Genomic DNA, 24,628 nt, shown 5'->3' with positions numbered 1-24,628 from the left:
GTACTGACACAAAGGTAGGTCAGGTCTGCTGGGTAAAAAATGGACAAAACTACAAAAATGGTGGACAAGGAAAAGTTTGAAAACCTAAAGCTTCATCATTACAAAAGACACTAAATGGGAAACATAAACTATAAATATTAAGACTAATCAGTTAATAGCTTCCTTAAATGATCTTTAGCCCTTGTTGAGGTTTGTTTTTTAAAGAATCTGGAAAAATAATGCGTATCATCAAACCCAAGTTTAATGGCTATTTGTTTCACATTTAAATCTTCATAATTAAATAATCTCTTGGCTTCTAGTATAATTAAATCATTAATAACCTGTTGTGTAGTTTCACCAGTATTTTTTTTCGTCAGCTCGTTCAACTTTTGTTCTGTTATATTTAAGAGAGCTGCATATTCCTTAGCTGCAAGTCTTTTTTCAAAATTATCCCTTACAAGATTTAAAAAATTCAGGAAAAGTGCATCTGGCTTGTATAGGGGTCGTTGCTGCTGGATAATTTTATTTCTGCTTACTTCAATGTGAAGCAATGTTATGATAGAATGCAGACTAACTTCATATTCAAAATACTTATTCAATAACTCCTTACTAATTAAACTAAAACAGTGTTCTACGTTCAGATAACTTTCTTCTGTTGCAATATTAATAAGCTCGTTTAACCCGAAATGGCAATACAAACCATTATGATAAATTAATTCAATAGCTTTATCACTTTTGCAGAAAAAATCATAAGTAAACTCAAGGATATAACCATGACAATCGGTAATTTCTATAAACTGATAAAACTGTTTAGGAGTAACTGTCAGAAATTGTCTTTCCGCAATCAAATACTTTTCACCATCTATGTCAATTATTACCTGCCCGGATTTACAATAAATCAATACAAATTTATACTGCCTTTCAGGCACTGCCATCAATATACTCCGATCTATAATTTTTAAGTCAACAGCCATAAACTTTAATTAATGATTTCCTGCATATAACAAAAGAAGCTGATAATTCTTAGTCTCCAAAACCTTCTTATCAAAAAGACTCTTTTAAAGAAGAATGTTTCTATTCAATATTTTAAGCAAATTATTAAAATATTATCTGATTATAAATCCATTAGTGAGAATAAAATAATTCTTTAATGACATTTAATTTTATTCAATAAGAAAAAGATAAATTAGAGATCTGATTGGTAAATGTGTAATAAACAAAGAATCTCATTTTCAAATGATACTTAAATGGCTCGACATAATAAAATTTGTTAATCACGGTAATCCTGAACCTGATCGACGTGAAAATAAATCCGAACAGGAGTGGAAGCAAATACTCACGGAAGAGCAATTTTACATTACCAGAAAAAAAGGCACTGAGCGGGCACATAGTTCTGATATGTGCAATCTTTTTGAACCGGGTAAATATGCTTGTGTATGTTGTCATACTCTTCTATTCGACAACGAGGAAAAATTTCAAAGTGGCACAGGATGGCCATCATTCACTCAACCTCTAAAAGCAAATGCGATTGCATATCATAAAGATATTTCATTCGGAATGTACAGAGTAGAGGTTACTTGCAATACTTGTGATGCACATTTGGGACATGTTTTTCAGGATGGCCCTCCTCCGTCCGGCTTGCGTTATTGCATCAATGCTGCATCAATGAAAAAAATAAAGTCAGAAGAGCGCAAAGCTATATTTGGCGGCGGATGTTTCTGGTGCACTGAAGCATTATTTCAACAGCTAAAAGGTGTTGTAAAAGTTGAAAGCGGGTATAGTGGCGGACTTACTATTAATCCTACATACAAAGAAGTATCCAGTGGAAGAACGGGTCATGCCGAAGTAATTGAAATCACTTATATTCCTTCAGAAATCAGTTATGAAGATTTATTAAGAATTCATTTATCTACTCATAATCCTACCACTCTTAACAAACAAGGAGCTGACAGGGGTACTCAATACAGAAGCATTATATTTTATAAAACTGAAGAAGAAAAAGCTGCTGCAAATAAAGTGATTGAAGAAGTCCAAAGTCATGTTGACGATAAAATAGTCACTGAAATAGCTGCATACAATCAATTTTACAGGGCTGAAGAGTATCATCAGAATTACTATAATAAGAACCCTGAAGGTGGATATTGCCTTAATGTAATTGATCCAAAGCTCAAAAAATTCAGAGACCTTTTTAAGGAAAAATTAAAATAGTGATATGTCATAATAATCACAACTTCTTTCAGAAGTCGAGCAACGGGGACTCCTAGGGAATATAGAAAGAAGGGGACAAGTAAAAGCTCAATAGTAAAATTTCTGTTGAGCTTTTTCCCTTAATAACTTTTTACGATGAAGGCATTACACCTTCTCATACCAGTCGATGATATAATCAGCAACCTTTTCCCAGCCAGGTTCTCCGCAGATAAAATGACTTTTGTCTTCAAATATTTTTAAATCAACTTTACTGCTTTTGTCTGTATACCTACTTGCTATGGTTTCAGTAAGAGATTGCGGAAATATATGATCTTTACCTCCCCCTATGAATAAAATCGGTTGATGTGATTTCTTGAAATCAATATTGGAAAAAGAATTCAAGACTAATTGTCTGCTCACTTTATAGCTTTCTGGAACTGCGAATTTTTCATATGCCTTTAACTTTTCCGATGCCGATATAGTGTTAAAGAAAGCATAATCGTACCATTTGCGGCTACCCATATAGTAACTGTCAAGCGAGAAAAATCCGAAAGCAGGTAAAACAGTTTTAAGTGTTTGGAATGGAGGAAACACATTCTTTGGAGGTGCTCCGTCAATGCTTACACCTGCTGTTGCTTTATCCAGTTCGATTAATTTCAATACAGCCATACCTGCCATGGAATGCCCAATAATTAAAGGCTTGTCAGGTAGTGAGTCAATTAAATTAGAAAGGTTGTTCACCACGTCAATAAATCCTGTTGCGGTTAATTTAGGATGAACAGCTTTTCTCAAATCCGCAGGATCACCATCATGTCCAGGGTTTGCAGGGGCGTATACTTTATATCCTTTCTGTTCGTAGTATGTTTTCCATTCAGACCAGGTTGTATCATTCACGAAATTTCCGTGAATAAGAACTATACTTTTAGATTTTGCCATATTTATTGAAGGTATCAGAAATAGATATATAATTATTCTGTGAGCTTTGTAAATTGAGTGTATTGTCCCTTACTTTTGATTGAAATCGCAGGAGCTTTAAAATGTTTCACAATTATTAAGAATTTTTTTAGTGGATTAATCATTTAATACTCGGTTTAAATCATATCTGCCTCATCTTAAGCTATCCTCCTTCAAGTCGCCAAGTTCCAATGTAAAAAACTAATCATATAAGTGATATGAAGATGTAAAAACCAAATAACTTATTGAAGCCCCCAAACGCCATTAATCAGATCTCTGAAACTATAGGATAAAAGCCCACTCAACACTTTCCAGCTGCATTTGAGATGAGACAAGATTTGGAATGCATCCAATGGAATTGTACAGATAACAACTAAAAATTTAATCTCAACATTTCCCCTTTTCAATACCATTGCATTCCCAATAATATTTTAAACCACAACCGCGACAGGAACCTACTGAAACTTAGGCACTTTATATCTAAAGACATTTTTTTTAAAAAAAAGTGATAAAACCTATAGGGGCTTTTACAGAAATGATTGTCTTCCTTAAAATCAATAACTCTTAAAACTCATTAAACTCAATGACCAGAATAAAGACTTCACAAAATGTAGATCCTCCGAGACTATTTCAAAATCGCAATCTTGAAAAACTCACCCATACACACATAGCAGTACCAATAAGTATATTCATCATATTCTCGTCTTTTCTTATTTGTTTTTCATTTGCATGTACGAGCCTCGGGCCATTTCTTATACTACTATTATTCTTTGCGGGAATGATATCATTTACACTGGTAGAATATGTAATGCACAGATTTTTATACCATATCAATACATCAAATAATAAGAAAATCAGGAGACTTCAATACCTTATTCACGGTGTTCACCATGATTGTCCAAAAGATAAAAGTAGGTTAGCAATGCCTCCGGTTCTTTCGATATTTATTGCACTACTCCTCTTATTAACTACTTATATGCTTATCAATGAACTTGCATTGGCCTATCTACCAGGCTTTGTTATGGGATATACATCTTATCTCTATATTCATTATTCCATCCACGCATATCCCCCACCCAAGAACAAACTAAGGATACTCTGGATACATCATAGTATTCATCACTATAAGGACTCAGGAAAAGCATTTGGTGTATCATCTCCTTTGTGGGATTATATATTCAGAACAATGCCTGTCAGAAAAAATAAATAAAAGATAATTAAACATTTCCTTAAAAAATTAATTGATTATAGGAAAGGTTAATTTTTCTTATTCCAAAATCAGATAGTACCTCACAATCTGATTAAAACTCATGCATCAATCTTAACCGAAATATTAATTTACTTATGGCAAACAAACAAGATCTGGATTTTACTTATACCACACTTGACAAAATTTTTCGTCTCAGCATTGGAGAAACAGGAGATTTCAGTGGAGCAAGGTATAATGGGGACTTTTCTCTCACTCTTGAAGAGGCACAAAGAGCTAAACATGATTACATAGCAGATCAATTGCGAATCAAAAAAGGATCCAGAGTATTAGACCTTGGCTGCGGTTGGGGACCATTTATCAATTATGCTACGAACACAAGAGGAGCAAAATGTATTGGGTTAACATTGTCGGATGGACAGGCCCAGGCTTGCAAAAGCAAAGGATTTGAGGTACACATTAAAGACTGTAGAAAAGTAAAACCATCGGATTTCAATACATTTGATGCTATTGTTTCTTTAGGTGCTTTTGAACATTTTTGTTCTGTAGAGGAATATAAAGCAGGCAAACAGGAAGAGGTCTATCAGAGCTTCTTTAAATCCGTTGCAGACCTACTGCCTAAAGGCGGGAGGTTTTACCTTCAAACAATGGTATTTGGCAAAAACATGATACCTTATGAAAAATTTGACATCAATGCTGACAAAAATTCTGATGCTTATATTCTGGCTTTAATGGAAAAACAATTTCCTGGATCCTGGTTACCATATGGCCATCAAATGATTTTAAAAAATGCTGACCAGCATTTTAATCTTATAGATATGAGCAGCGGAAGATTAGACTATATAGAAACCATAAAACAATGGAGAAAAAAATTCAGACAATTCAACCTGGAAAAGTATGTCAACTATTTGAGCCTTGTGCCTAGTTATCTCACAGACAAGGAATTCAGACATAAAGTAGCTGTTTTCAGAATAAGTCCGAATATGGTATGTTTTGAAAGGGAATTAATGGACCACTACAGAATTGTATTTGAAAAGAAATAATGAGCTGAGTAAGTCATAAAAAAATACATCAACCAATCCGCTAAAGGGTTCCCCGGGTAAATGAAAGCTGCAGATCTGTATATCTGCAGCTTCTTTCGTTTATAATATAACCTTTTAACCAAAATTAGATTATGTCGCACTTGCCCCTTTTCTTTGTCAAATAAGACACCCAAATTTTCCTTTATAACTAATTACTTTTGTACCGTTCATTCTAAACTATATATATCACTGACTTAAAAACAACTTACATATATGCAAAAAATCACTCCCTTTCTTTGGTTTGACGGACAAGCAGAAGAAGCTGTCAACTTTTATACTTCTCTGTTTAAAGATTCAAAGATTGTCAATATGAGCCGCATGCCAGATGGAAAGGTTATGTCAGCGACATTTTTGTTAAACGGCCAAGAGTTTATGGCACTTAATGGAGGTCCTATGTTCAAATTTACTGAAGCAATTTCTCTTTTTGTTAAATGTGAAACACAAGCTGAAATCGACAACTTCTGGGAGAAACTTTCCGAAGGAGGTTCGAAAAGCAGATGCGGCTGGCTGAAAGACAAATTCGGACTATCATGGCAGATTATCCCTCCTGTCCTCGGAGAACTAATGGGAGATAAAGACCCTGCCAAATCTCAAAGGGTAATGCAAGCGATGCTAAAAATGGACAAGATCATTATTCAGGATTTGAAAGATGCTTATAATGGAGTAGTAAAAGTTTAAATAAAGGAGATCAGTCAGACTTAATTTTTATCCTGTCTGATCTTCCTCAATTTAACTTATACCAATTATGTAGGTTTCCATTATAATCAAATTCCCTTATAATCAATCGTTGCGTTAACCTTTTCTATACTTTTAGCAGGAATACGTGCGATGATTTAAGCACTTCAACAACTTAAACAATCCTTCAGCATCTGCTCATAATTTCCTTAATTGAAGTTTCAATGGGAGTTATTTCATAACCGAGTTCCTTCATAGCTTTTGCTGAATCCACATATGTAAAATGATTCCCCGTTAGATAATTTTCATGGGTAATCAAGGATTTACCAAAAATGGGAAAAAGTATTTTATCATTAAACAAACTTAAAAGTAACATAACAGAATTGGGAAGATAAATTGTCTTTCGCTTATTCAGTCGCTCAAAGCAATCAAATACTTCACTAATCATAAGATTGTTTCCTCCAAGATTATAAATCATAGGTTCAAGAGAAGTTAGTTGTAAAAGCCTTTCAATAGCATGAGTGTAAGCTTTTGCAGCATCTTCTATCTGAGCAAATCCAGCTCCGCCTTTAAGGCCAGCGGTAAAGCCTTTTTTATAGAACTTAAACAGGTTTTTAACTGTCGACTTTTCATCTGAAATAAGGCTGCAAGGACGAAGTATAATTCTTGGAACCCGGGCATCTAACACTACCTTCTCTCCCTCTATCTTAGAATAAGCATAAACTGATTTGTATGACTTTTCAGGAACTGAATCCTCATTCAAGACCTCCGGATATTTTGTGCTGCCATATACAACTACCGAACTTGTATGAATCAATTTACGGCTAAAACTTTCACAGGCTTTCACAATATTAACAGTACCTTCAACATTGATCTCGCGAAGCTTATCAAGATCTTTCCTGTAACTAACGTATCCGCTTGCATTGACTACAATATCTGACCATTCAACCGGTGCTTCTAAGGTTTCCTCATTTAAAATATCTCCTTCAAAAATTTTAAGACTATACTCATTTTTAATTACTCTTCGATTTGTATTCCTTACCAAAAGAGCAATTTCAAATTTATTTTTAACTAACTCTTTAATGATCGCCATCCCAAGTTTTCCAGTTCCTCCGATCAATAATACCTTTGTCATTTATACTTTTTGTAAAAATTTTCACAACTTACAGATATTATCTGATAAATCTAAAAGAGGCGATATGCAATCTACCGATCAATTCAAAATACTTAAAGAAATTGAGGAACAGGAAAACAAGCTTTTAACAGCCGTTATGAAAAGTGATGTATCTGCTTTAAATGAGCTTATTCATGATGATTTGATATTTAACCTCCCTGATGGACAAACAGCCACCAAGGCTATGGATTTAGATGCTTACACTACTGGAAAAATGAAAGTCTCAGAAATTTCTGCAAGTGAACGAGAAATCCATATAATTGCTCAATCTGCAGTTGTTGCAGTGACTATCGAACTAAAGGGCTCATTTCAGGATCTTACAATAGATGGCCAATACCGATATCTTCGTATATGGCAATTGCATCAGGACAAGTGGCAAATTATTGCAGGAAGCTGTACACTTATCAAATAATATTCATTAAGGATAAATTATTTATTACTATTGCAGTGATCTGCTATCATAGCACTCCCTATTTAATTTACCCGATTCCTTGTACTTATTAAATTTATTATAAGACTGAATTTTTATTTATACAAACTCAGCATATTTTTTTTTATATAAAACCAATCACCTGATAAAGTCAGAACTGCATTACCTAAAAATCAAGTTGTATATCAATACTTTATCAGTATATTGCCTCTGATTTTTTACAACCAATCAACCAATTTCAATCATGAAAAAAAGAAGACTAATTTTTACTTTAGCACTATTGTGCTTTCTTGGGATTGTGAAATCTCATGCAACAAAACTAACTGTTACCAATGGTGATGACGAGGGCCCCGGCTCTTTGCGCAATACTGTTAATAATGCAGCAGCAGGAGATACAATTGTTTTCTCATCAGCAGTATACAATTCGAAAATAATTTTATCCAATGGATCGCTGATTTTAGATAGAAACCTTGTAATAATTGGCCCTGGCCAGGACAAACTATCTATTAGCGGCAGTAATGGATGGTCTGTACTAATCATTGCCAGCGGTGCAAACACATTTATTTCAGGTATTACAATAACTGAAGGAAATACTGCACTAGGTTATGATTCTTATCCGGAATCCGGTGCAATAAACTCCCATGGAAATCTGACAATGGAAGATGTAACTCTTCAAGGCAACTCTTCAGGAGCTATATACAACGTTGGTTCTCTGTCGCTGACCAGAGTTACAATTTCGAACAACAGTATTTCAACAGGTCTATATAAAGGTGAATCAGGGGCTATACATAATGCAGGTACAGCATCGATAAAGGATTGCGAAATTAGTAACAACAGCGGATGGGGAATATTCCTCGATGCAGGAACCGGTGGTATCTCCAACCTAGGTACAATGAGCATCTTTAATAGTTCAATACACAATAACGTCTCTTATGGAGAATACAGTTCAGGTGCTGGAGGAATTAAAAATACCGGAAATTTGAATGTTTATAACTGCACAATCAGCAGTAACGTTACCTCTTCCAGAGGAGGTTCTCCTGCTGGGATTTACAATATAAATGTACTAAACATAGAGCATTCCACGATTGCATTTAACATAACCAATTCAATGGGAGGTTTTGCTCGCAGTGGAATTTTCAGCGGAGGGACACTAACCATTAAAAATACAATCATCGCTCAAAACGGTCCTGAAGACGTATACTATATTGCTGAACAATACCCGGAAGCATATGGTGAACTTGTTAATATAGACGGAGAGATTCGTGGTACAATAAATGACTTAGGGTATAACTTCATCGGTGTAAGTGAAGGTACCAACTTGACAGCCCCTACAAGCAAAATAGGTTATGTAACTAAGCCTATTAAGCCACTTCTAGGCCCACTTCAGAACAATGGAGGTATTACATCCACTCATGCTTTGCTGGAAGGAAGTAGATGTATCAACAGTGGCAAATTCGTTAATAGCGCAACCTATGATCAAAGGGGATACCTAAGAACAAGACCAGACATCGGAGCTTATGAATTTATTTCAAAACCAGCTATTTCCATTGTAAACCCCGTATCAGGCGCCAACTTTGATGCTCCAGCAGATATCAAAGTAGATGCTGAACTTTCAAATCAAAAAGCTTACTTACTAATTACAAGTGTACCAGGTTATAGAAAACTTAAACTGGGATATGATTCTGTAAATATTTACCATGCGACTAAAAATGTTATTGCTGGCGGCAATAACAAGCTCGAGATAACACTCAGAGATTTTGATGGAAATGCAGACTGGACAAAAATTCAAATAAGACCAAATGGCAGTACTGCTAATCCTGTAGCTCTTGCGCAATATATAAACCAGGCAGGAGGCGCGGAGAATAATTTTATAACGATTACAATTCCATTGTCCGCATTTGATTCGAGCATTGACTTCTCTAAACTAAACTTATTCGAACTTCCTTACAGCACTAATGCAGGATCGTTTAAAATCGGTATACAAAAGATTATCTTTACAGGAGGAACTACTCCATTCTTATGGTTCGGTGATTCCAAAATTGAGAATGCATTCGACGGTGGCGCTGTAGGCGGGCAGCTATATGCATCACTGATACCTGCAACGTCACAGAATTATATAAATAAAGTAGAGTTTTATGATGGTACTGTCAAATTAGGTGAAGATGCTGCAGCTCCATATTCTATTAACCTTGAAAATGTAAATCCTGGAAACTATCAAATAACAGCTGTTGCTAAGACTATATACGGGGAATTAATAAGCTCTTTACCAGTAGAAGTCAATGTTAGCTACCCAGCACGTGAGTCGGCTCAAGAAACTTCATTAAGCTCAACTGATGCGCTTGTATTCCCCAACCCTGTTGTTGATAAAATAACAATAAAACCAGAGATTGAAAATGCAAAAATTATCATTTCAGACATCAATGGTGCCGTTCAATTAGAAAAGGATTATAACGGTCTTTCAGGAGGACAGGCAGACTTGTCATTCCTTATACCAGGTATTTATTTTATAAAAATAGAAGGACAGGATAACCAATACAAAAAAGTTGTAAAATTGGTAAAACTATAAGATTATATTCAACCTTAGAATAAAATCCCTTCATTCCATAGATGAAGGGATTTTTATTTTTTATCATTTCCTATTTAAATATTTTTTAAACGCAAACCCATTGCGTCCCCTCCTGCTACTTTTGAAATATCAACAAAACGTAAAGCAAATGGACTTTATACCCAAGTTTCAGATCTTATTGAATGGCCAGTTTAACTACAGGTTAAAATCTACAAGTGGAAAAGTTATTCTCTCCGGACAAGGCTATATTTCTCAGGAAGCTTGTCGGAAAGGGATAGACCAGGTAAAAGCGAGTGCACCATACGATAGCAGGTATGAGAGAAAAAATTCAATTAGCAACAATCAGTATTATTTTATTCTAAGGTCAGCAAACGGAGATCCTCTTGGAAGAAGCGAAATGTATTACTCGCATGAAGCAAGAGAAGAGGCCATTGATGAAGTCAGCAGGACTGCGCCGTTCTCAATGGTTGAACAATATGCTGATTTTATATTCTAGATTTTTTGACTTTATTTTTTAAACTACTTTTTTGGGGTTACATTTTTTAATGAGATTCTTTGCAGGATAAATCTTGCAAGGAATCTCTTTTTCAAAAATCAATAATAGACTAAATATCTATTTTAAAATTGGCTGACCTACATTAGATATACTGACTATAGGCTTCTTTCAGGACCTCACCTACTTGCTTTCTTAACGATTCAGGCCCAATCACCTTAACATCTCTTCCATAGCTTAGTATTTTGGAGACAAGTTCATAATTGGGAACTAGATTAAGCTTTATAATAACCTCATTATCGTCCTGTTTTAAAATTTCTTGGGAACTATGCAAATACTGAGTTTTTAGGTATTCTGCCTGATTAAGCGAAAAAGATAAAATAACATCCTCTACAGGTGCTTTTGAATAAGTTATTCCAATGGTATTCTTAAAATAATCTTCAGTGCTAAAATCTTTCAACATGCTAAATTTTACCAGTCCCTCATGATTGTTGATACTTACAATCCTGTCAAGACCAAGTGTCATAAGCTCTCTTCTGCTTTCCCCAAGGCCAAGCAAATACCAGCGGTTTGCATACTCTTTTAAAAGATATGGATGAATGATATGCTTCTTTTCAGTTTTTGAATTAAACTTTTTATAGACAATCTCTACAACTTTTTTATCCTTAATAGAATCAATCAAAGTCTCCAGGTGATCTGCTCCTTTATAGTAAGGAGCCTTTTCAAAATCAACTATAGTATCAGATATATCAAAATTTTTATTTTTAAGGTTGTTAACCACCTTTACAACCTTATCAACAGCTCCCGCAAATTCATTCAGAATTCCAAAGTTTTTAAACTGTCCCAATACAGCTGTCGCAAACTCAAAGGCCTTTAAATGTGCTTCATTAAGAGGGATTTTATAAATAGAATAATTAGGCTCTGTATAATGGTACCCGTTATGATCTTTACAAAACTCAATAGGAGCTTCAAATTTTAACTGAGCATTATAACGCATATTGTGGATATCGTTATCCAGAGTCCTTGCACTGATTTTAATATCTACCCGTTCATCAATTCTTTGTATCAATTCATTTTTAGTCCAATACTTCTTTTTTCCTGAAAGACATTCGTCAATTACCTGATATCTTGAAATCTGATTTTTACTTCCTGCCATAATTCTTCAATTCTTTTATAAAAGTAAAATTAGTTTTTGGGGACGCAAATGATTTGCGTTATCAAAATATATTTTTGACATAACCAAAACGCTAAAACAGATATGGAAAGCAATCCAAAATTCCAAATTTATTTAAATTTTTACAGGTTAAAATCTGCAAAGGGAGACATTGTTCTTACAGGTGAAGGTTATGCCACAAGGCTTGAATGTATCAAAGAGATAGAATATGTTAAAACCAGCGCTTCAAAGAGCTCCAGATATGAAAGAGTGATTTCAAATAATAACGAATATTACTTTATTCTAAGATCTGCTAATGGTGAACGCATTGGTAAAAGTGAAATGTACCCTACGCCAAGACTTCGGGAGGAAGGCATTGAAACGGTTCTAAAAATTGCACCCTTGGCTACAATAGAAGAATTTCCAGGACTCGAATATTAATTATTGAAAAAAAATTAAAAGCACTTTTTTAGTTCTTTTTAGGGTTATTTTTTTAGGGTTATTTTTAGCTCTTGCAGGTGTAAGGTCCTGCAAGAGTTTTTTTTAAATTATACTTCACTAAAAACATCTTTTTTTATATTTTTTAAAAAATAAACAAAACCATTTTAATAAAATTTTAGTACAAGCCCTCACATATTTTATTTTACCAGTTTACATTTTCATTCATTTAACTTTTAACTTCTTTTTTAATAGGAAATAAAATCTGTTTTAAAGCAGGATAAAACCTGCACTTCTAAACACAACCAACATCCATAAAAGCACTCCAAGCTGCAGATCAGAGTGTATTTATTGATCTTTCCTATTTGAAAGTACTCTATTTTCATTATTAAACTATTTTGATATGATTCCAAATATCAAAGCAATTATTAGTCAATTTTTTATCAATTATTCTAACCATCTAAAATCTATGAAAAGAAAACAGTTACTTTTTTTTATTGCAGTTATAGGATGTATTACAGGACACAATTCCTATGCAGGTCATACTATTGTTACTAATAATTCGGATGCTGGCCCTGGTTCGCTTAGAGAGGCTATTACCTCTTCAGCTTCTGGAGATACAATTACATTTTCTCCATCATTGAACAACAGTACAATTACCCTTACTTCCGGAGAAATGGTCATTTCCAACAATTTGATGATTCAAGGGCCCGGAGAAGACAAACTAACAATAAACGGTAATTTTGACTCGCCCGTTTTTATCATTGAACCCAATATAAATGTATTTCTATCCGGCATTAAAATATCGGAAGGCTTCTATTTCTTCCATAACTACAGAACCCCATATGGAGCTATTTTCAATCAGGGTAATCTTATAATGGAAAAATCAACGCTGAGTAATAATTACGCTGGAGCCATATACAATAAGGGTTTGCTATCTTTAACTCAGGTCAAAATTCTTAGAAATAGTATATATGATGTAACTGACGGAAAAGATGCCGGAGGTATTGTTAATGATGGTACTGCAACTATTACAGATTGCGAAATTAATGAAAACTCTGGAAGCGGGACTTATAGCGGAGGCGCTGGAGGAATTTTCAACAATGGAACCATGAGTATTTTTAACAGTTCTATAAGCAAGAATGGCACATCAGGACAAGCCGGAGGCATTGAAAACAGAGGTATCTTATCTCTATACAATAGTACAATAAGCGGTAATGAAACAAATTCCAAAGGTGGCTCTCCTGCAGGAATCAGCAATGCCGGAACACTAACTATGGAATTTTGTACAGTAGTATACAATTTTGCCGAATCCATGGACGGATATTGGATGAGCGGCATTTATAGTTATGGTAATTTAACCTTCAAAGGATGTATAATAGCTCTTAACGGGCCAGAGCAAGCCTATCTGGATGCCATACAATTTAAAGATGACGAACAACATACATACTTTGAAAATGCTTTGAAAGGGATAGACGGATGGCTTACCGGAACCGTCAATGATCTTGGTTATAACTTTATTGGTATCAATGATGAATTCTTTAATCTTACTAACCCCACTAACAAGTGCGGAAGTATAACTGGCCCCATCAAACCGCTTATCGGGCCTCTTCAAAATAATGGTGGATTTGCTTCCTCTCATGCCCTTCTTCCCGGAAGCCGTTGCATCAATGGTGTTCCTTATTCCGGACCTGCTATATACGATCAGAGAGGAAGATTGCGCTCCTGGCCCGATATTGGTGCTTATGAATTCATAAATACACCTTCTGTAAGAATCACCAATCCTTTATCCAATGCTTCTTTTGACGCAAACTCTGACATACAAATAAACGCACAACTCTCAGATGATGTACCTTATCTTCTTGTAAATAGCGTTGCTGGATATAAGAAACTTAAACTAGGATATGATTCAATTGGTATTTACCATGCTAATAAAAATGTGTTGTCAGGAGGCAATAATAAACTTGAAATCACGCTGAAAGATTTTAATGGAAATGCTGACTGGACTAAAATTCAAGTAAGGCCAAATGGAAGTACTGTAAACCCCGTTGCCCTTGCCCCATATGTAAATCAAGTAGGTGGAGTGGGAGCAGAATTTACGACAATCACTATTCCTTTGTCAGCATTTGATGCAAGCATAGACTTTACACATCTTATTGTGCTTGAGCTTCCATATAGCGTCAACGCTCCTTCGTTTAAAATCGGTATTTCAAAAATATTATTCTCCGGAGGAACATCACCTTTCCTATGGTTCGGTGGCTCCAAAACAGACAACTCTTTTGATGGAGCATCAATCGGCGGGCAGTTATATGCAGGATTGGTTCCTGCTACTCAAACAGATTGTATCAGCAAAGTTGAATTCTTCAACGGCACATCTAAAATAGGTGAAGACGTTTCTGCCCCATATTCCATCAATTGGACAAATGTGCCCGAAGGTTCATATCTGATCACTGCCATCGGTAAAACTATCTATGATGAAACCATCGCCTCTGTTCCTGTAAATATAGTTGTCAATCCTTTATCATTAGAAGCATTACAACGCTCAGGTAGCATAGAGACATCTGAAAGACTTATTTATCCAAATCCTGTAACAGACAAAGTTGTAATTTCATCCGATGCAGAAGATGCCAACATAATAATTGTTGACATTAACGGGAATATTCATTTCCAGCAAAAATATAATACTCTTCAAGGAGGACAAGCAGATCTATCGTTGCTTCCTTCAGGTATCTATTTTATGAGAATCGAAGGACAACAATCTAAAAAAGTGGTAAAGCTTGTCAAGTTATAATCTTTGGATAAATCCGAATAAAAGAAAATCCCTCTCTTATTTAATAAAGAGGGATTTCTTTTTAAAATATGGTTATAAGGAATTATCTGGTGCTTTTTTATAGTAGGTTACTTTTTTAACTTTTGGCTGCAAGAATTTATCTTTAAACTATTATTCACAAATAATAATTTTATTTTAAAAAATAATTAAAACAATTCCATTAAGATTTAAGTATAAATCCTCACATATTTTAGCTTACCAGTTTCATTTTCATTCATTTAAACTTTTAACATCTTTTTAGTAGGATTGTGTTTGTAGGGACAGATTAAAAACCTGTATATAAAAAAAACACCATCAACAAGGGACTCGCAGCTGCGGATCAGAGTTCTCTATTGATCATTCCTATACAAAAAGTGATTTATTATTAATTATTTTGATATGGTTTTCATGTCAAGAGACAATAATTTATTAGTCTATTTTTTATCAATCATTTTAACAAACTAAAATCTATGAAAAGAAAACAGTTACTTTTTTTTATTACATTAATAGGATGCGTAGCAGGATACAATTCCTATGCAGGTCATACCATTGTTACAAATAATTCGGATAATGGCCCTGGATCGCTTAGACAGGCTATTGCCTCTTCAGCTTCGGGAGATACAATTACATTTTCTCCATCTTTGAACAATAATACAATTACCCTTACCTCAGGTGTAATGACCATCTCCCAAAATCTGGTAATTCAAGGTCCTGGAGAAGATAAACTAAAGATTAGCGGAAATTTTGACTCACCTGTTTTTCTCATTGAGCCAAACACAAATGTATACCTCTCTGGCATTAAAATTTCCGATAGTTACTACATTCAGTTTCAGATTTACGAAACATTTGCAGCTGTTCTTAACCATGGAAACCTGACCATGGAAAATGTTACACTAAGTAATAATTACTCAGGAGCATTATACAACAATGGCAAACTATCATTAAACAAGGTTAAAATATTAAATAACCATAACACCTTTTTGGATTATAAATCAGAGGCAGCCGGTATAAAAAATGACAGCGTAGCAACAATAACTGATTGTGAAATCAATGAAAATCGCGGAAGTGGACTCTACCTTAGTGCAGCTACTGGCGGCATTTACAATGGAGGAACAATGAATATTTCCAACAGTTCTATCAGTAAAAACATATCAGGTGGAGACTACAGCTCTAAGAGCGGGGGAATTGAAAACAGGGGTACATTAACTCTGCATAATTGTACAATAAGCGGTAATCAAGCCACTTCCAGAGGTGGATCTCCTGCGGGTATCAGCAATTCAGGATCACTGACTATGGAATATTGTAGTGTTGTATACAATATTACTAATTGTATGGATGGATATAGAATGAGCGGCATTCAAAGCTTTGGTAATTTAACCATTAAAGGATGTATTATAGCTCTTAATGGACCTGAAGAGATCTATTTAGGCCCTTACTCAGATTATGAAGAAGAAAGGGAATACTATGAAAATGCCAGAAGAGGCATGGACGGATGGGTTTCAGGCCCCCTCAATGATCTTGGATATAACTTTATTGGCATTAATGATGACTACTTTAATCTTTCTAACCCTACTAACAAATGCGGGAGTATATCCGCTCCCATTAAACCAGTTATAGGGCCTCTGCAAAATAATGGTGGATTTACTTCTACTCATGCTCTTCTTCCCGGAAGTCGTTGCATCAATGGTGTACTCCACTCTGGGCCTGCAATATACGATCAAAGAGGAAGATTACGTTCCAGACCAGATATTGGTGCTTACGAATACATAAATACACCATCCGTAAAAATTACAAATCCAATATCTAATACTTCATTCACTGCCAACTCTGATATTCAAATTGACGCTCAGCTCTCGGACGATGTCGCCTATCTTCTTGTAAACAGTGTTGCAGGATACAGAAAACTTAAACTTGGATACGATTCAATAGATATTTACCACACTAATAAAAATTTATTGGCAGGTGGCAATAATAAACTTGAAATCACACTTAAAGATTTTAACGGCAATGCAGACTGGACTAAAATTCAGGTAAGACCAAATAGCAGAACAATAAACCCTGTAACCCTTGCGCCCTATATTACTCTGGCAGGTGGAGTAGGATCTGAATTTAAAACAATCACAATTCCCTTATCGGCATTTGATCCCGGTATTGATTTTACGCACCTTATGCTACTGGAGCTTCCATACAGCGTTAATGCTGCTGCATTTAAGATTGGAATTTCAAAAATACAATTTACAGGAGGAACAACACCTTTCCTTTGGTTTGGTGGCTCCAAAACAGATAACTCTTTTGATGGAGCATCAATCGGCGGGCAGTTATATGCAGGATTGGTTCCTGCTACTCAAACAGATTGTATCAGCAAAGTTGAATTCTTCAACGGTACATCTAAAATAGGTGAAGACGTTTCTGCTCCATACTCAATCAATTGGAATAACGTACCAGAAGGCTCATATCAGATCACTGCAGTAGGTAAAACTATCTATGAGGAAACCATTACCTCTATTCCTGTTAATATAGTTGTCAATCCTTTACCATTGGAATCATTACAGCGTTCAGGTAGTATAGAGACGTCTGAAAGACTAATTTATCCTAATCCTGTAACAGACAAAGTTGTAATTTCATCAGATGTAGAAGATGCGAACATTATAATTGTTGATATCAATGGAACTATTCAATTTCAACAAAAATACAATGCTCTCCCGGGAGGACAGGCAGATCTTTCATCTCTTCCGTCAGGAATCTATTTTATGAGAATCGAAGGACAACAATCCAAGAGAGTAGTAAAACTGGTCAAGATATAATTTTTGGTTAATCTTAATAAGTGAAAATCCCCTCTGTTATATCTTAAAAGAGGGGATTTTTTTTATAAAATTGGTTATAAGAATTGAATACCTATATTATTCCTGCACTTCAACTTAAGCGCTCATTAAAGTTTAACAAGCTTCTTAACAATAACTTTATTATCAACACTGATTTTGCAGATATAAGATCCAGCCTGTAAATCCTTGGTCTCAAATAAAATAGTCTGCTCTCCTTCTCCAACATCAGATTTAAATGATTTCACCAGAATTCCTTCAGCAGTATAAAATTCAAACATTGCCTGTCCAGAATTTTCTGCCAAAATTTCAAAACTTACAATGCCACTGAAAGGATTAGGATAAGCTGTAATATTATTATGTACTGAAGTATTCTCTTCAGTGCTTTCAAACGATAGCTGAGAGGCTTGTCTTAAATTATTATCAGAGCATTCATCAACTTTAACAATCCAGAAGTCTGCGCCTCCATTGTTTCCATCCGTTATATCAAAGTCATTGGAATAGGTTGGCCCGCCAAGAATATAACCTCCGTCTATGGCTGGTTCAATTAGAGACAGATAATCATCATTTGTTCCACCATAAACCTTATCCCATAATTTATTACCGACTGAATCTATTTTAACTAACCAACTATCTGCCATACCTTTCAATTCATCTGTTATATCACCGTCATCCGAGCTTACAACTCCTATAAGGAAATAATTTCCCTCACTATCCTGAACTACAGAATTGGCCTGTTCAATCCATGTACCACCATAAGTTTTACTCCAAAGATTATTCCCGTTTTCATCAATCCTAGCAACCCACATATCATCATGATTGCCACTAACAGCTGCATATCCAGCAAGTAAATAACCACCTCCCAAGCTTTGACAGATATCAAACGCCAGAGCTCCTCCCATATTTAAAAGAGGCTTACTCCACAATTGATTTCCCCATGCATCGGTTTTTATAATTTCCGAACTAACCCCTGCCAATATTCCTGATAACAAATAACCACCATCAGGAGTAAGCATGACAGAATAAATGTTATCATTACCACTTCCTCCGAATGTCTTATCCCATTGTTTATTTCCTATAGAGTCGATTTTGATAATTGCCATGTCAGCATTGCCATTGTTTCCATCTGTAATATCCCCATCGCTTGAAACTGAAAACCCTCCTAAAAGATAACCTCCATCAGGCGTATTTATCATAGAAAATAAAACTTCGGTCCCACTGCCTCCATAAGCCTTATCCCAAAGTTTATTTCCCAAAGAATCAATCTTCACAATCCACATATCATCACCACCATTGTTAGGATCAGTAACATCTCCATCAACGGAACCAGACGCCCCTCCAAGCAAATACCCACCGTCTGTTGTTTTTACTATACTAAAGAGCCTGTCATCAAAAGAGCCTCCATATGTCTTTTCCCATTGCTTATTTCCGAAAATATCCGATTTAACAAGCCAAAAGTCATCACCAAAGCTACCTGGAATAACCAAACTATTTACATCACCATCCGAAGAGTAAGTAGATCCACCAAGAAGATAGCCATCATTATTAATAGTTCTTATGATACTCTGAAAGGTTTCCTCCTGAGATCCCCCAAATGTCTTGTCCCATCGCTTAACAGTTCCTTGCAATGGAAATGCATAAACAGGAACCCTTATAGCGCTTGCACATCCGTTTCTAAAGGCCTGAACGTAGTATACTGAAGAAGTTATAATACCAGGAGTAATAAAAGTTGATCCAATATGAAGCACTGATCCACCCGTTGGATATTTATACCATTTGAAAGTAATCCCCTGCCCTCCAATAGCTGTGAATGTCGCTGATTGCCCATAACATACTCTAATAGTATCCTGAAGAACTAAAGGCAAAGGAGTTGGTTTTCTTGCATAATGAACATTGACTTTGGAAACTTTACCAGAGCTGCCATCTGTCAATCTAACCTCAATCCTATCAAAGTGATGAAGAGCTCTAAACCCAACCAAAGCCTCTGAAGGAGACAACCATTTCAACAATATAGCAGGTGCTTTTACTGAAATTCTGTCTCCATTATAACTAACACCATCAAAACTCGCAATCTGCACATTAGAGATGGAATTAATATTTGTTATAGGACTACTAAAGGATAGTTTAATTTCCACACTATCTCCCGGATTACCATCATTAGGAAAGCGAAGATCTTGTGAGACAAATGCATCTGCATTTCCATGCAAGATTTGCAAAGTAGATGCTGAAGCGACGCTATGATCAATAGCTTTTTCAGGATTTGTGATACTACAACTCCAACATCCCGGACTTGTATGAGTAGACTGAGAATTTGCTGCTTCACAACCTAAGCTTTGGCCCATCGTGGGTATTCTGAAAGCCAAACATGCTATTAAAAGAAATAAAAAAAAGATCGATCGATTAAATTTTAGTTCATTTTCCATGTGTTATAGTGATTAAAAATTAACAAAATAATTAAAACTAAACAGAAATAATTAACTATAAACCCTAATAACCAATGAACAAATATTAAAATATAATTTAATAAACAAAAATAATAATTAACAAAAAAATCAAACTAAGATATTAATTCTCAATAAAAACAACACTGATTCTTTGTCTTTTAATTAAAGGAATTCATCCTTTGTAAAGTAAATGCTCAGAATAAGACGTATTCTTGGAAGGTGATAAAACACTATTTTTTTTAGAAAGAATAAAAGCATAGTAGCTTTATAAAAACAATACCTTTCTGAGCTTTAGTCCCCAAAAGGATTATTGATATTAAATCTCACTCCTTTATATTGTTATTAAATAAATTAATTATATCAGTTCATTATAAAGTTCTGTGCTTAGCATGTCTACACTCAACAATCACGTATTTAAGAATGTCTCAGATCAGATCTTATTCTGCTTAATGTAACCTGATTAATTCCTAAATACGAAGCTATATAACCTAACTGCACCCTTTCAGTGATCCGTGGATATTGCTCCAGAAGAGATTCATACTTTTCTCTTGCTGTCTGAAATTGCTGTGATAAAAATCTTTTTTCTGCTTTTAAAAATTCCTCTTCAGCCATTTTTCTACCCCAATTGGCTAATTCGATATTTTCTTTATACAAATCCTGAAGATAGTTATGATCCATCTCATACAATTGAGAATCTTCCAGCACTTCAATGGTTTCATAACCTGGCTTGTTTGCAATATAACTATGAAGAGTCATTACCATCTCTCCTTCAAATCCAAACCAGAATGTTATTTCCTTATCTTCTTTATAATGAAATGCTCTCACTGCTCCTCTTTCCAAAAAATAAATCTTGCTGCTGATCTCTCCTTCTTTAAATAATATAGAGCCTTTTGATAAAGCAATCTTTTTCATATTTGCCAGGAAAAGCTCTACAGCCTTTGGAGACAAAGGATACAATTGACTTATTTTCCCAAGTATATTTTCCACATTATGATTTTTCAGTATCAAATATAACCAAACACAATAAGCAGGTCCATTGTAGGGTCGTCAAAATGTATGAATAAATATTATTCTTTTATAAACTTCACGATCAGAAACATTGAACACATTCATTAACAAGCAATTGTTATTAAACATTAACAATATTTTCAAAACACTTGTTATTCTTTTCATACCCTAAATATTTTTTACAAATAATCTATGTCAAAAGAGACTATAAAAACGACCCACTATGCAATGGGGGCTAATCCCTGTGAAAATGGAATTTCTTTTTGTGTATGGGCACCAAATGCAGATAAGGTTTTTGTTACCGGTTCATTTAATGATTTTTCACCTGATAAAAATCCGATGGAAAGTGACGGAGCTGGTAAGTGGTTTGCAGAAATACCTGAAGCAAAATTCGGCGATCAATATAAATACAGAATTATCAATGGTGACAAGGAGCTTTTCAAAAACGATCCTTATGCAAAAGAATTAACCAATTCTGCTGGTAATTCTATCATTGTAGATCCATACTATGACTGGGAAAATGACAGTTTCAAGCTTGATGATTGGAACAAACTTGTCATATATGAAATGCACGTCGGAACCTTTAATACTATAGCAGACGGAACACCAGGTGATTTTAAAAGCGTTATAGAGAAGTTGCCTTATCTCAAAGAACTTGGAATAAATGTCATTCAAATAATGCCTCCTCTTGAATTTCCAGGAAGTTTCTCTTGGGGATACAACCCCTCCTATCCTTATGCCATAGAGAGTGACTATGGTGGAGCAAAAGGTTTTAAAGATCTTGTAAAGGAAGCGCATAAACATGACATTGGAGTTATTCTGGATGTTGTATACAACCATTTCGGTCCTGGTGATCTTGATCTATGGCAGTTTGACGGATGGAGTGAAAATGAAGGTGGAGGTATTTACTTCTACAATGACTGGAAATCGAAAACTCCATGGGGCAACACGCGCCCGGATTTCGGAAGAGGCGAAGTAAGAACATTCCTTAAAGACAATGCCCTCATGTGGATTAATGAATATCATGTCGACGGATTGAGATTCGACTCTGTTTTGTATATGAGAAACGTGGAAGGTCAAGTAAACAATCCTGCCACTGACATTCCTGAAGCCTGGAGCATACTTCAGTGGATAAACGAAGAAATAAAAAAAGCCAAACCAGGGGCACTTACTATTGCTGAAGATCTTACAGGAAATGAATGGGTAACCAAAAATACCACAGTCGGAGGAGCTGGATTTGACACTCAATGGGATATGAACTTTGTCCATCCGGTTAGAGAAGCAATCATTACAATGGAAGACAATTCAAGAGATATGTCTGCCATATGCAATGCAATCAATAAATACTATAACGGAGATCACATGCATCGTGTAATTTATACTGAATCCCACGATGAAGTAGCCAATGGTAAAGCAAGAGTTCCGGAGGAAATATGGCCAGGGAAAGTGGGCAGCTGGTTTTCTAAAAAGAGGTCTACTTTGGGAGCAGGGCTTGTATTTACATCTCCAGGTATTCCCATGATATTTCAAGGACAGGAATTTCTTGAGGATAGATGGTTTGAAGACACAAAGCCATTAAGCTGGTGCAGGGCCGATAAATTTGATGGTATCGTACATATGTATCGTGAAATGATTGCTCTGAGAAGGAATCTCCACAACACAACTGCAGGCTTATCCGGTTCTTTTGTGCAAATCTTCCATGTTAACCATGATGATAAAATATTAGCGATGCATAGATGGGATAAAGGAGGCCCTAAAGATAGCGTCATTATTATTTTTAATTTTGCCAATAAAGCTCATAATGACTATTCAATTGGTCTTCCTTGCAATGGAATTTGGAAGGCCAGATTTAACAGTGACTGGGAAGGATTTGATGAAAAATTCTCTAATCATTCAAGTTTTGATACCGAAACCCAGGAAGGCGAGAAAGACGGACAACCTTTTAATGGTTTGATAAACATTGGGCCATACAGCTTTCTTGTTTATTCTCAGGACGAGATAACGCCTCCCCAGTATGAAGTTAATCTTTGAGTAAAATCATAAGCATCAGGTAAATTTTGAAAGTAATTTACCTGATATTATTCAATTAGTCTTTTTATAATTTAATATTGCCCAGCTATTTAATATAACTGCAAACACAATGACAGCAACAAATTGAGAAGCCACATCTCTCAGTGTGCTACCTTTGAGAATAACCATACGCATTACTTCAATGAAGTACCTTACCGGGTTAAATTTTGTTATAATCTGCGCCCATTGTGGCATGCTTTCTATAGGAGTAAACAATCCTCCCATTAATATAAAGACCATCATAAAAAAGAACATGATCAACATAGCCTGCTGCTGAGTTTCTGCAAAGGTGGATATAAGTAATCCAAAGCCAAGTGCAGCAAGCAGATATACTCCTACAAACAGATATAAAAGTCCAATATTTCCAGCAGGAATAATACCATACACCAATCTTCCGAGAAGCAGACCGATCGTAAATATCACATTGGCAAGCACCCAGAAAGGAATAAGCTTTCCAAGTATAAAATAATGTTTCTTTATCGGAGTAACATTTATTTGCTCTATTGTACCTACTTCTTTCTCACGGACTATGTTCAGAGCAGTGAGAAAGCTACCCACCAATGTAACCAGCAATGCCAGAATACCTGGAACAAAAAATAACCTATAGTTCATATGCACATTAAACCAGTTTGAGGATACTATTTCAATCGTTGGAGCCTGACTGAATCTGGAGCCCACGGTAAGCTTCATTCGGATATCATTGTTAAAATTACTGATGATAGTTGAAAGATAAGCTCCTCCCAGATTTGCCTTTGTTCCATTAATAGCATTTACAGCAATGAAAATTTTTTCTTTATTTTCTCTTACCAAATTTCTTTCAAACCTTTGAGGAATCTCCAATATAAGGTCAGCGTTATCTGACTTAATGGCTTCATAAGCCTGATCATAAGAAGCATTATAACTCTGTAATCGGAAATATCCGGAACTTGTAATTTGTGATATCAGCTTTTGGGTATAAGTTGATTTATCATTATCAACAACAGCAAGATTAATCTTCTTCACTTCATAATTAGCAGCCAGTGGCATAACTATTAGCTGCACTGAGGGCATCACGAATATGATAGCCAGTATCGCTTTATCACGGAATATCTGTTTGAATTCTTTTCTTAATAAGAAGATTAATGTTCTCATAATCGAAGT

Annotated in this window: 18 protein-coding genes; 11 read left to right on the top strand and 7 right to left on the bottom strand. The window is 35.2% G+C overall.

Annotated elements, in window-relative coordinates:
- Positions 1-143 precede the first annotated feature (143 nt).
- Complete coding sequence (locus J7604_RS21800; protein WP_293900829.1) at positions 144-953, bottom strand: helix-turn-helix domain-containing protein; 810 nt, start codon at positions 951-953, stop codon at positions 144-146.
- 262 nt (positions 954-1,215) lie between these two features.
- Between J7604_RS21800 and J7604_RS21795 the strand changes: the two genes are divergently transcribed.
- A complete protein-coding gene (locus tag J7604_RS21795; protein WP_293900826.1) occupies positions 1,216-2,187 on the top strand; it encodes a bifunctional methionine sulfoxide reductase B/A protein in 972 nt (323 codons plus the stop codon).
- 144 nt (positions 2,188-2,331) lie between these two features.
- On the opposite strand, the gene J7604_RS21790 is transcribed toward J7604_RS21795, so the two are convergent.
- Positions 2,332-3,102 carry an alpha/beta hydrolase gene (locus J7604_RS21790; RefSeq protein ID WP_293900823.1) on the bottom strand — a complete coding sequence of 257 codons (771 nt, stop codon included), beginning with the start codon at positions 3,100-3,102 and terminating at the stop codon, positions 2,332-2,334.
- Positions 3,103-3,703: 601 nt separating this feature from the next.
- Between J7604_RS21790 and J7604_RS21785 the strand changes: the two genes are divergently transcribed.
- The 3 genes from J7604_RS21785 (at position 3,704) to J7604_RS21775 (ending at position 6,087) form a co-directional block, all read left to right on the top strand.
- Positions 3,704-4,330: a sterol desaturase family protein gene (locus J7604_RS21785; protein WP_293900820.1), complete on the top strand. Its 627-nt coding sequence runs from the start codon at positions 3,704-3,706 to the stop codon at positions 4,328-4,330.
- 134 nt (positions 4,331-4,464) lie between these two features.
- Entirely contained in the window at positions 4,465-5,370 is a 906-nt protein-coding gene (locus J7604_RS21780; RefSeq protein WP_293900817.1) for a class I SAM-dependent methyltransferase, read from the top strand.
- Positions 5,371-5,622: 252 nt separating this feature from the next.
- Positions 5,623-6,087: a VOC family protein gene (locus J7604_RS21775; RefSeq protein ID WP_293900814.1), complete on the top strand. Its 465-nt coding sequence runs from the start codon at positions 5,623-5,625 to the stop codon at positions 6,085-6,087.
- 184 nt (positions 6,088-6,271) lie between these two features.
- Here J7604_RS21775 and J7604_RS21770 read toward each other — a convergent pair whose 3' ends face one another.
- Positions 6,272-7,219: an NAD-dependent epimerase/dehydratase family protein gene (locus J7604_RS21770; RefSeq protein ID WP_293900811.1), complete on the bottom strand. Its 948-nt coding sequence runs from the start codon at positions 7,217-7,219 to the stop codon at positions 6,272-6,274.
- 64 nt (positions 7,220-7,283) lie between these two features.
- Between J7604_RS21770 and J7604_RS21765 the strand changes: the two genes are divergently transcribed.
- From J7604_RS21765 to J7604_RS21755, 3 genes are all read left to right on the top strand, one after another.
- Entirely contained in the window at positions 7,284-7,670 is a 387-nt protein-coding gene (locus J7604_RS21765) for a nuclear transport factor 2 family protein (RefSeq protein ID WP_293900808.1), read from the top strand.
- Between the two features lie 262 nt (positions 7,671-7,932).
- On the top strand, positions 7,933-10,254 hold the full coding sequence (locus J7604_RS21760; RefSeq protein ID WP_293900805.1) for a choice-of-anchor Q domain-containing protein: 2,322 nt from the start codon (positions 7,933-7,935) through the stop codon (positions 10,252-10,254).
- A 148-nt stretch (positions 10,255-10,402) separates the two neighbouring features.
- The gene (locus tag J7604_RS21755) at positions 10,403-10,750 is read left to right on the top strand and encodes a YegP family protein (RefSeq protein WP_293900802.1); all 348 of its coding nucleotides are present in this window, start codon (positions 10,403-10,405) and stop codon (positions 10,748-10,750) included.
- A gap of 142 nt (positions 10,751-10,892) precedes the next feature.
- Here the strand turns inward: J7604_RS21755 and J7604_RS21750 are convergent, their stop codons facing one another.
- Positions 10,893-11,903 (bottom strand): WYL domain-containing protein, encoded by a 1,011-nt coding sequence (locus J7604_RS21750; protein ID WP_293900799.1) that lies wholly within the window; start codon positions 11,901-11,903, stop codon positions 10,893-10,895.
- Positions 11,904-12,005: 102 nt separating this feature from the next.
- On the opposite strand from J7604_RS21750, the gene J7604_RS21745 reads away from it, so the two are divergent.
- The 3 genes from J7604_RS21745 (at position 12,006) to J7604_RS21735 (ending at position 17,951) form a co-directional block, all read left to right on the top strand.
- Entirely contained in the window at positions 12,006-12,341 is a 336-nt protein-coding gene (locus J7604_RS21745; protein ID WP_293900796.1) for a YegP family protein, read from the top strand.
- 466 nt (positions 12,342-12,807) lie between these two features.
- Positions 12,808-15,129: a T9SS type A sorting domain-containing protein gene (locus J7604_RS21740; protein ID WP_293900793.1), complete on the top strand. Its 2,322-nt coding sequence runs from the start codon at positions 12,808-12,810 to the stop codon at positions 15,127-15,129.
- A 488-nt stretch (positions 15,130-15,617) separates the two neighbouring features.
- A complete protein-coding gene (locus J7604_RS21735) occupies positions 15,618-17,951 on the top strand; it encodes an Ig-like domain-containing protein (protein ID WP_293900790.1) in 2,334 nt (777 codons plus the stop codon).
- A 125-nt stretch (positions 17,952-18,076) separates the two neighbouring features.
- Here the strand turns inward: J7604_RS21735 and J7604_RS21730 are convergent, their stop codons facing one another.
- A complete protein-coding gene (locus tag J7604_RS21730; RefSeq protein ID WP_293900787.1) occupies positions 18,077-20,308 on the bottom strand; it encodes a T9SS type A sorting domain-containing protein in 2,232 nt (743 codons plus the stop codon).
- A gap of 516 nt (positions 20,309-20,824) precedes the next feature.
- Positions 20,825-21,397 (bottom strand): Crp/Fnr family transcriptional regulator, encoded by a 573-nt coding sequence (locus J7604_RS21725; protein ID WP_293900784.1) that lies wholly within the window; start codon positions 21,395-21,397, stop codon positions 20,825-20,827.
- Positions 21,398-21,610: 213 nt separating this feature from the next.
- Here J7604_RS21725 and J7604_RS21720 point away from each other — a divergent pair, with 213 nt between their 5' ends.
- Positions 21,611-23,449, top strand: coding sequence for an alpha-amylase family glycosyl hydrolase (locus J7604_RS21720; RefSeq protein ID WP_293900782.1), 1,839 nt, complete (start codon positions 21,611-21,613; stop codon positions 23,447-23,449).
- Positions 23,450-23,500: 51 nt separating this feature from the next.
- Here the strand turns inward: J7604_RS21720 and J7604_RS21715 are convergent, their stop codons facing one another.
- Positions 23,501-24,619, bottom strand: a complete 1,119-nt coding sequence (locus J7604_RS21715) for an ABC transporter permease (protein WP_293900779.1) — start codon at positions 24,617-24,619, stop codon at positions 23,501-23,503.
- Positions 24,620-24,628: the final 9 nt, after the last annotated feature.

It is taken from the genome of Sporocytophaga sp. (assembly GCF_017745095.1).
Classification (GTDB): Bacteria; Bacteroidota; Bacteroidia; order Cytophagales; family Cytophagaceae; genus Sporocytophaga.
Note: the sequence above shows the minus strand (reverse complement) of the source record. Positions and strands in the feature narration are given on the sequence as shown.

Bases quoted from the DNA above. Each gene is read 5' to 3' on its own strand.
- J7604_RS21800 (WP_293900829.1), bottom strand. From the start codon at position 953: ATGGCTGTTGACTTAAAAATTATAGATCGGAGTATATTGATGGCAGTG.
- J7604_RS21795 (WP_293900826.1), top strand. From the start codon at position 1,216: ATGATACTTAAATGGCTCGACATAATAAAATTTGTTAATCACGGTAAT.
- J7604_RS21790 (WP_293900823.1), bottom strand. From the start codon at position 3,102: ATGGCAAAATCTAAAAGTATAGTTCTTATTCACGGAAATTTCGTGAAT.
- J7604_RS21785 (WP_293900820.1), top strand. From the start codon at position 3,704: ATGACCAGAATAAAGACTTCACAAAATGTAGATCCTCCGAGACTATTT.
- J7604_RS21780 (WP_293900817.1), top strand. From the start codon at position 4,465: ATGGCAAACAAACAAGATCTGGATTTTACTTATACCACACTTGACAAA.
- J7604_RS21775 (WP_293900814.1), top strand. From the start codon at position 5,623: ATGCAAAAAATCACTCCCTTTCTTTGGTTTGACGGACAAGCAGAAGAA.
- J7604_RS21770 (WP_293900811.1), bottom strand. From the start codon at position 7,219: ATGACAAAGGTATTATTGATCGGAGGAACTGGAAAACTTGGGATGGCG.
- J7604_RS21765 (WP_293900808.1), top strand. From the start codon at position 7,284: ATGCAATCTACCGATCAATTCAAAATACTTAAAGAAATTGAGGAACAG.
- J7604_RS21760 (WP_293900805.1), top strand. From the start codon at position 7,933: ATGAAAAAAAGAAGACTAATTTTTACTTTAGCACTATTGTGCTTTCTT.
- J7604_RS21755 (WP_293900802.1), top strand. From the start codon at position 10,403: ATGGACTTTATACCCAAGTTTCAGATCTTATTGAATGGCCAGTTTAAC.
- J7604_RS21750 (WP_293900799.1), bottom strand. From the start codon at position 11,903: ATGGCAGGAAGTAAAAATCAGATTTCAAGATATCAGGTAATTGACGAA.
- J7604_RS21745 (WP_293900796.1), top strand. From the start codon at position 12,006: ATGGAAAGCAATCCAAAATTCCAAATTTATTTAAATTTTTACAGGTTA.
- J7604_RS21740 (WP_293900793.1), top strand. From the start codon at position 12,808: ATGAAAAGAAAACAGTTACTTTTTTTTATTGCAGTTATAGGATGTATT.
- J7604_RS21735 (WP_293900790.1), top strand. From the start codon at position 15,618: ATGAAAAGAAAACAGTTACTTTTTTTTATTACATTAATAGGATGCGTA.
- J7604_RS21730 (WP_293900787.1), bottom strand. From the start codon at position 20,308: ATGGGCCAAAGCTTAGGTTGTGAAGCAGCAAATTCTCAGTCTACTCAT.
- J7604_RS21720 (WP_293900782.1), top strand. From the start codon at position 21,611: ATGTCAAAAGAGACTATAAAAACGACCCACTATGCAATGGGGGCTAAT.
- J7604_RS21715 (WP_293900779.1), bottom strand. From the start codon at position 24,619: ATGAGAACATTAATCTTCTTATTAAGAAAAGAATTCAAACAGATATTC.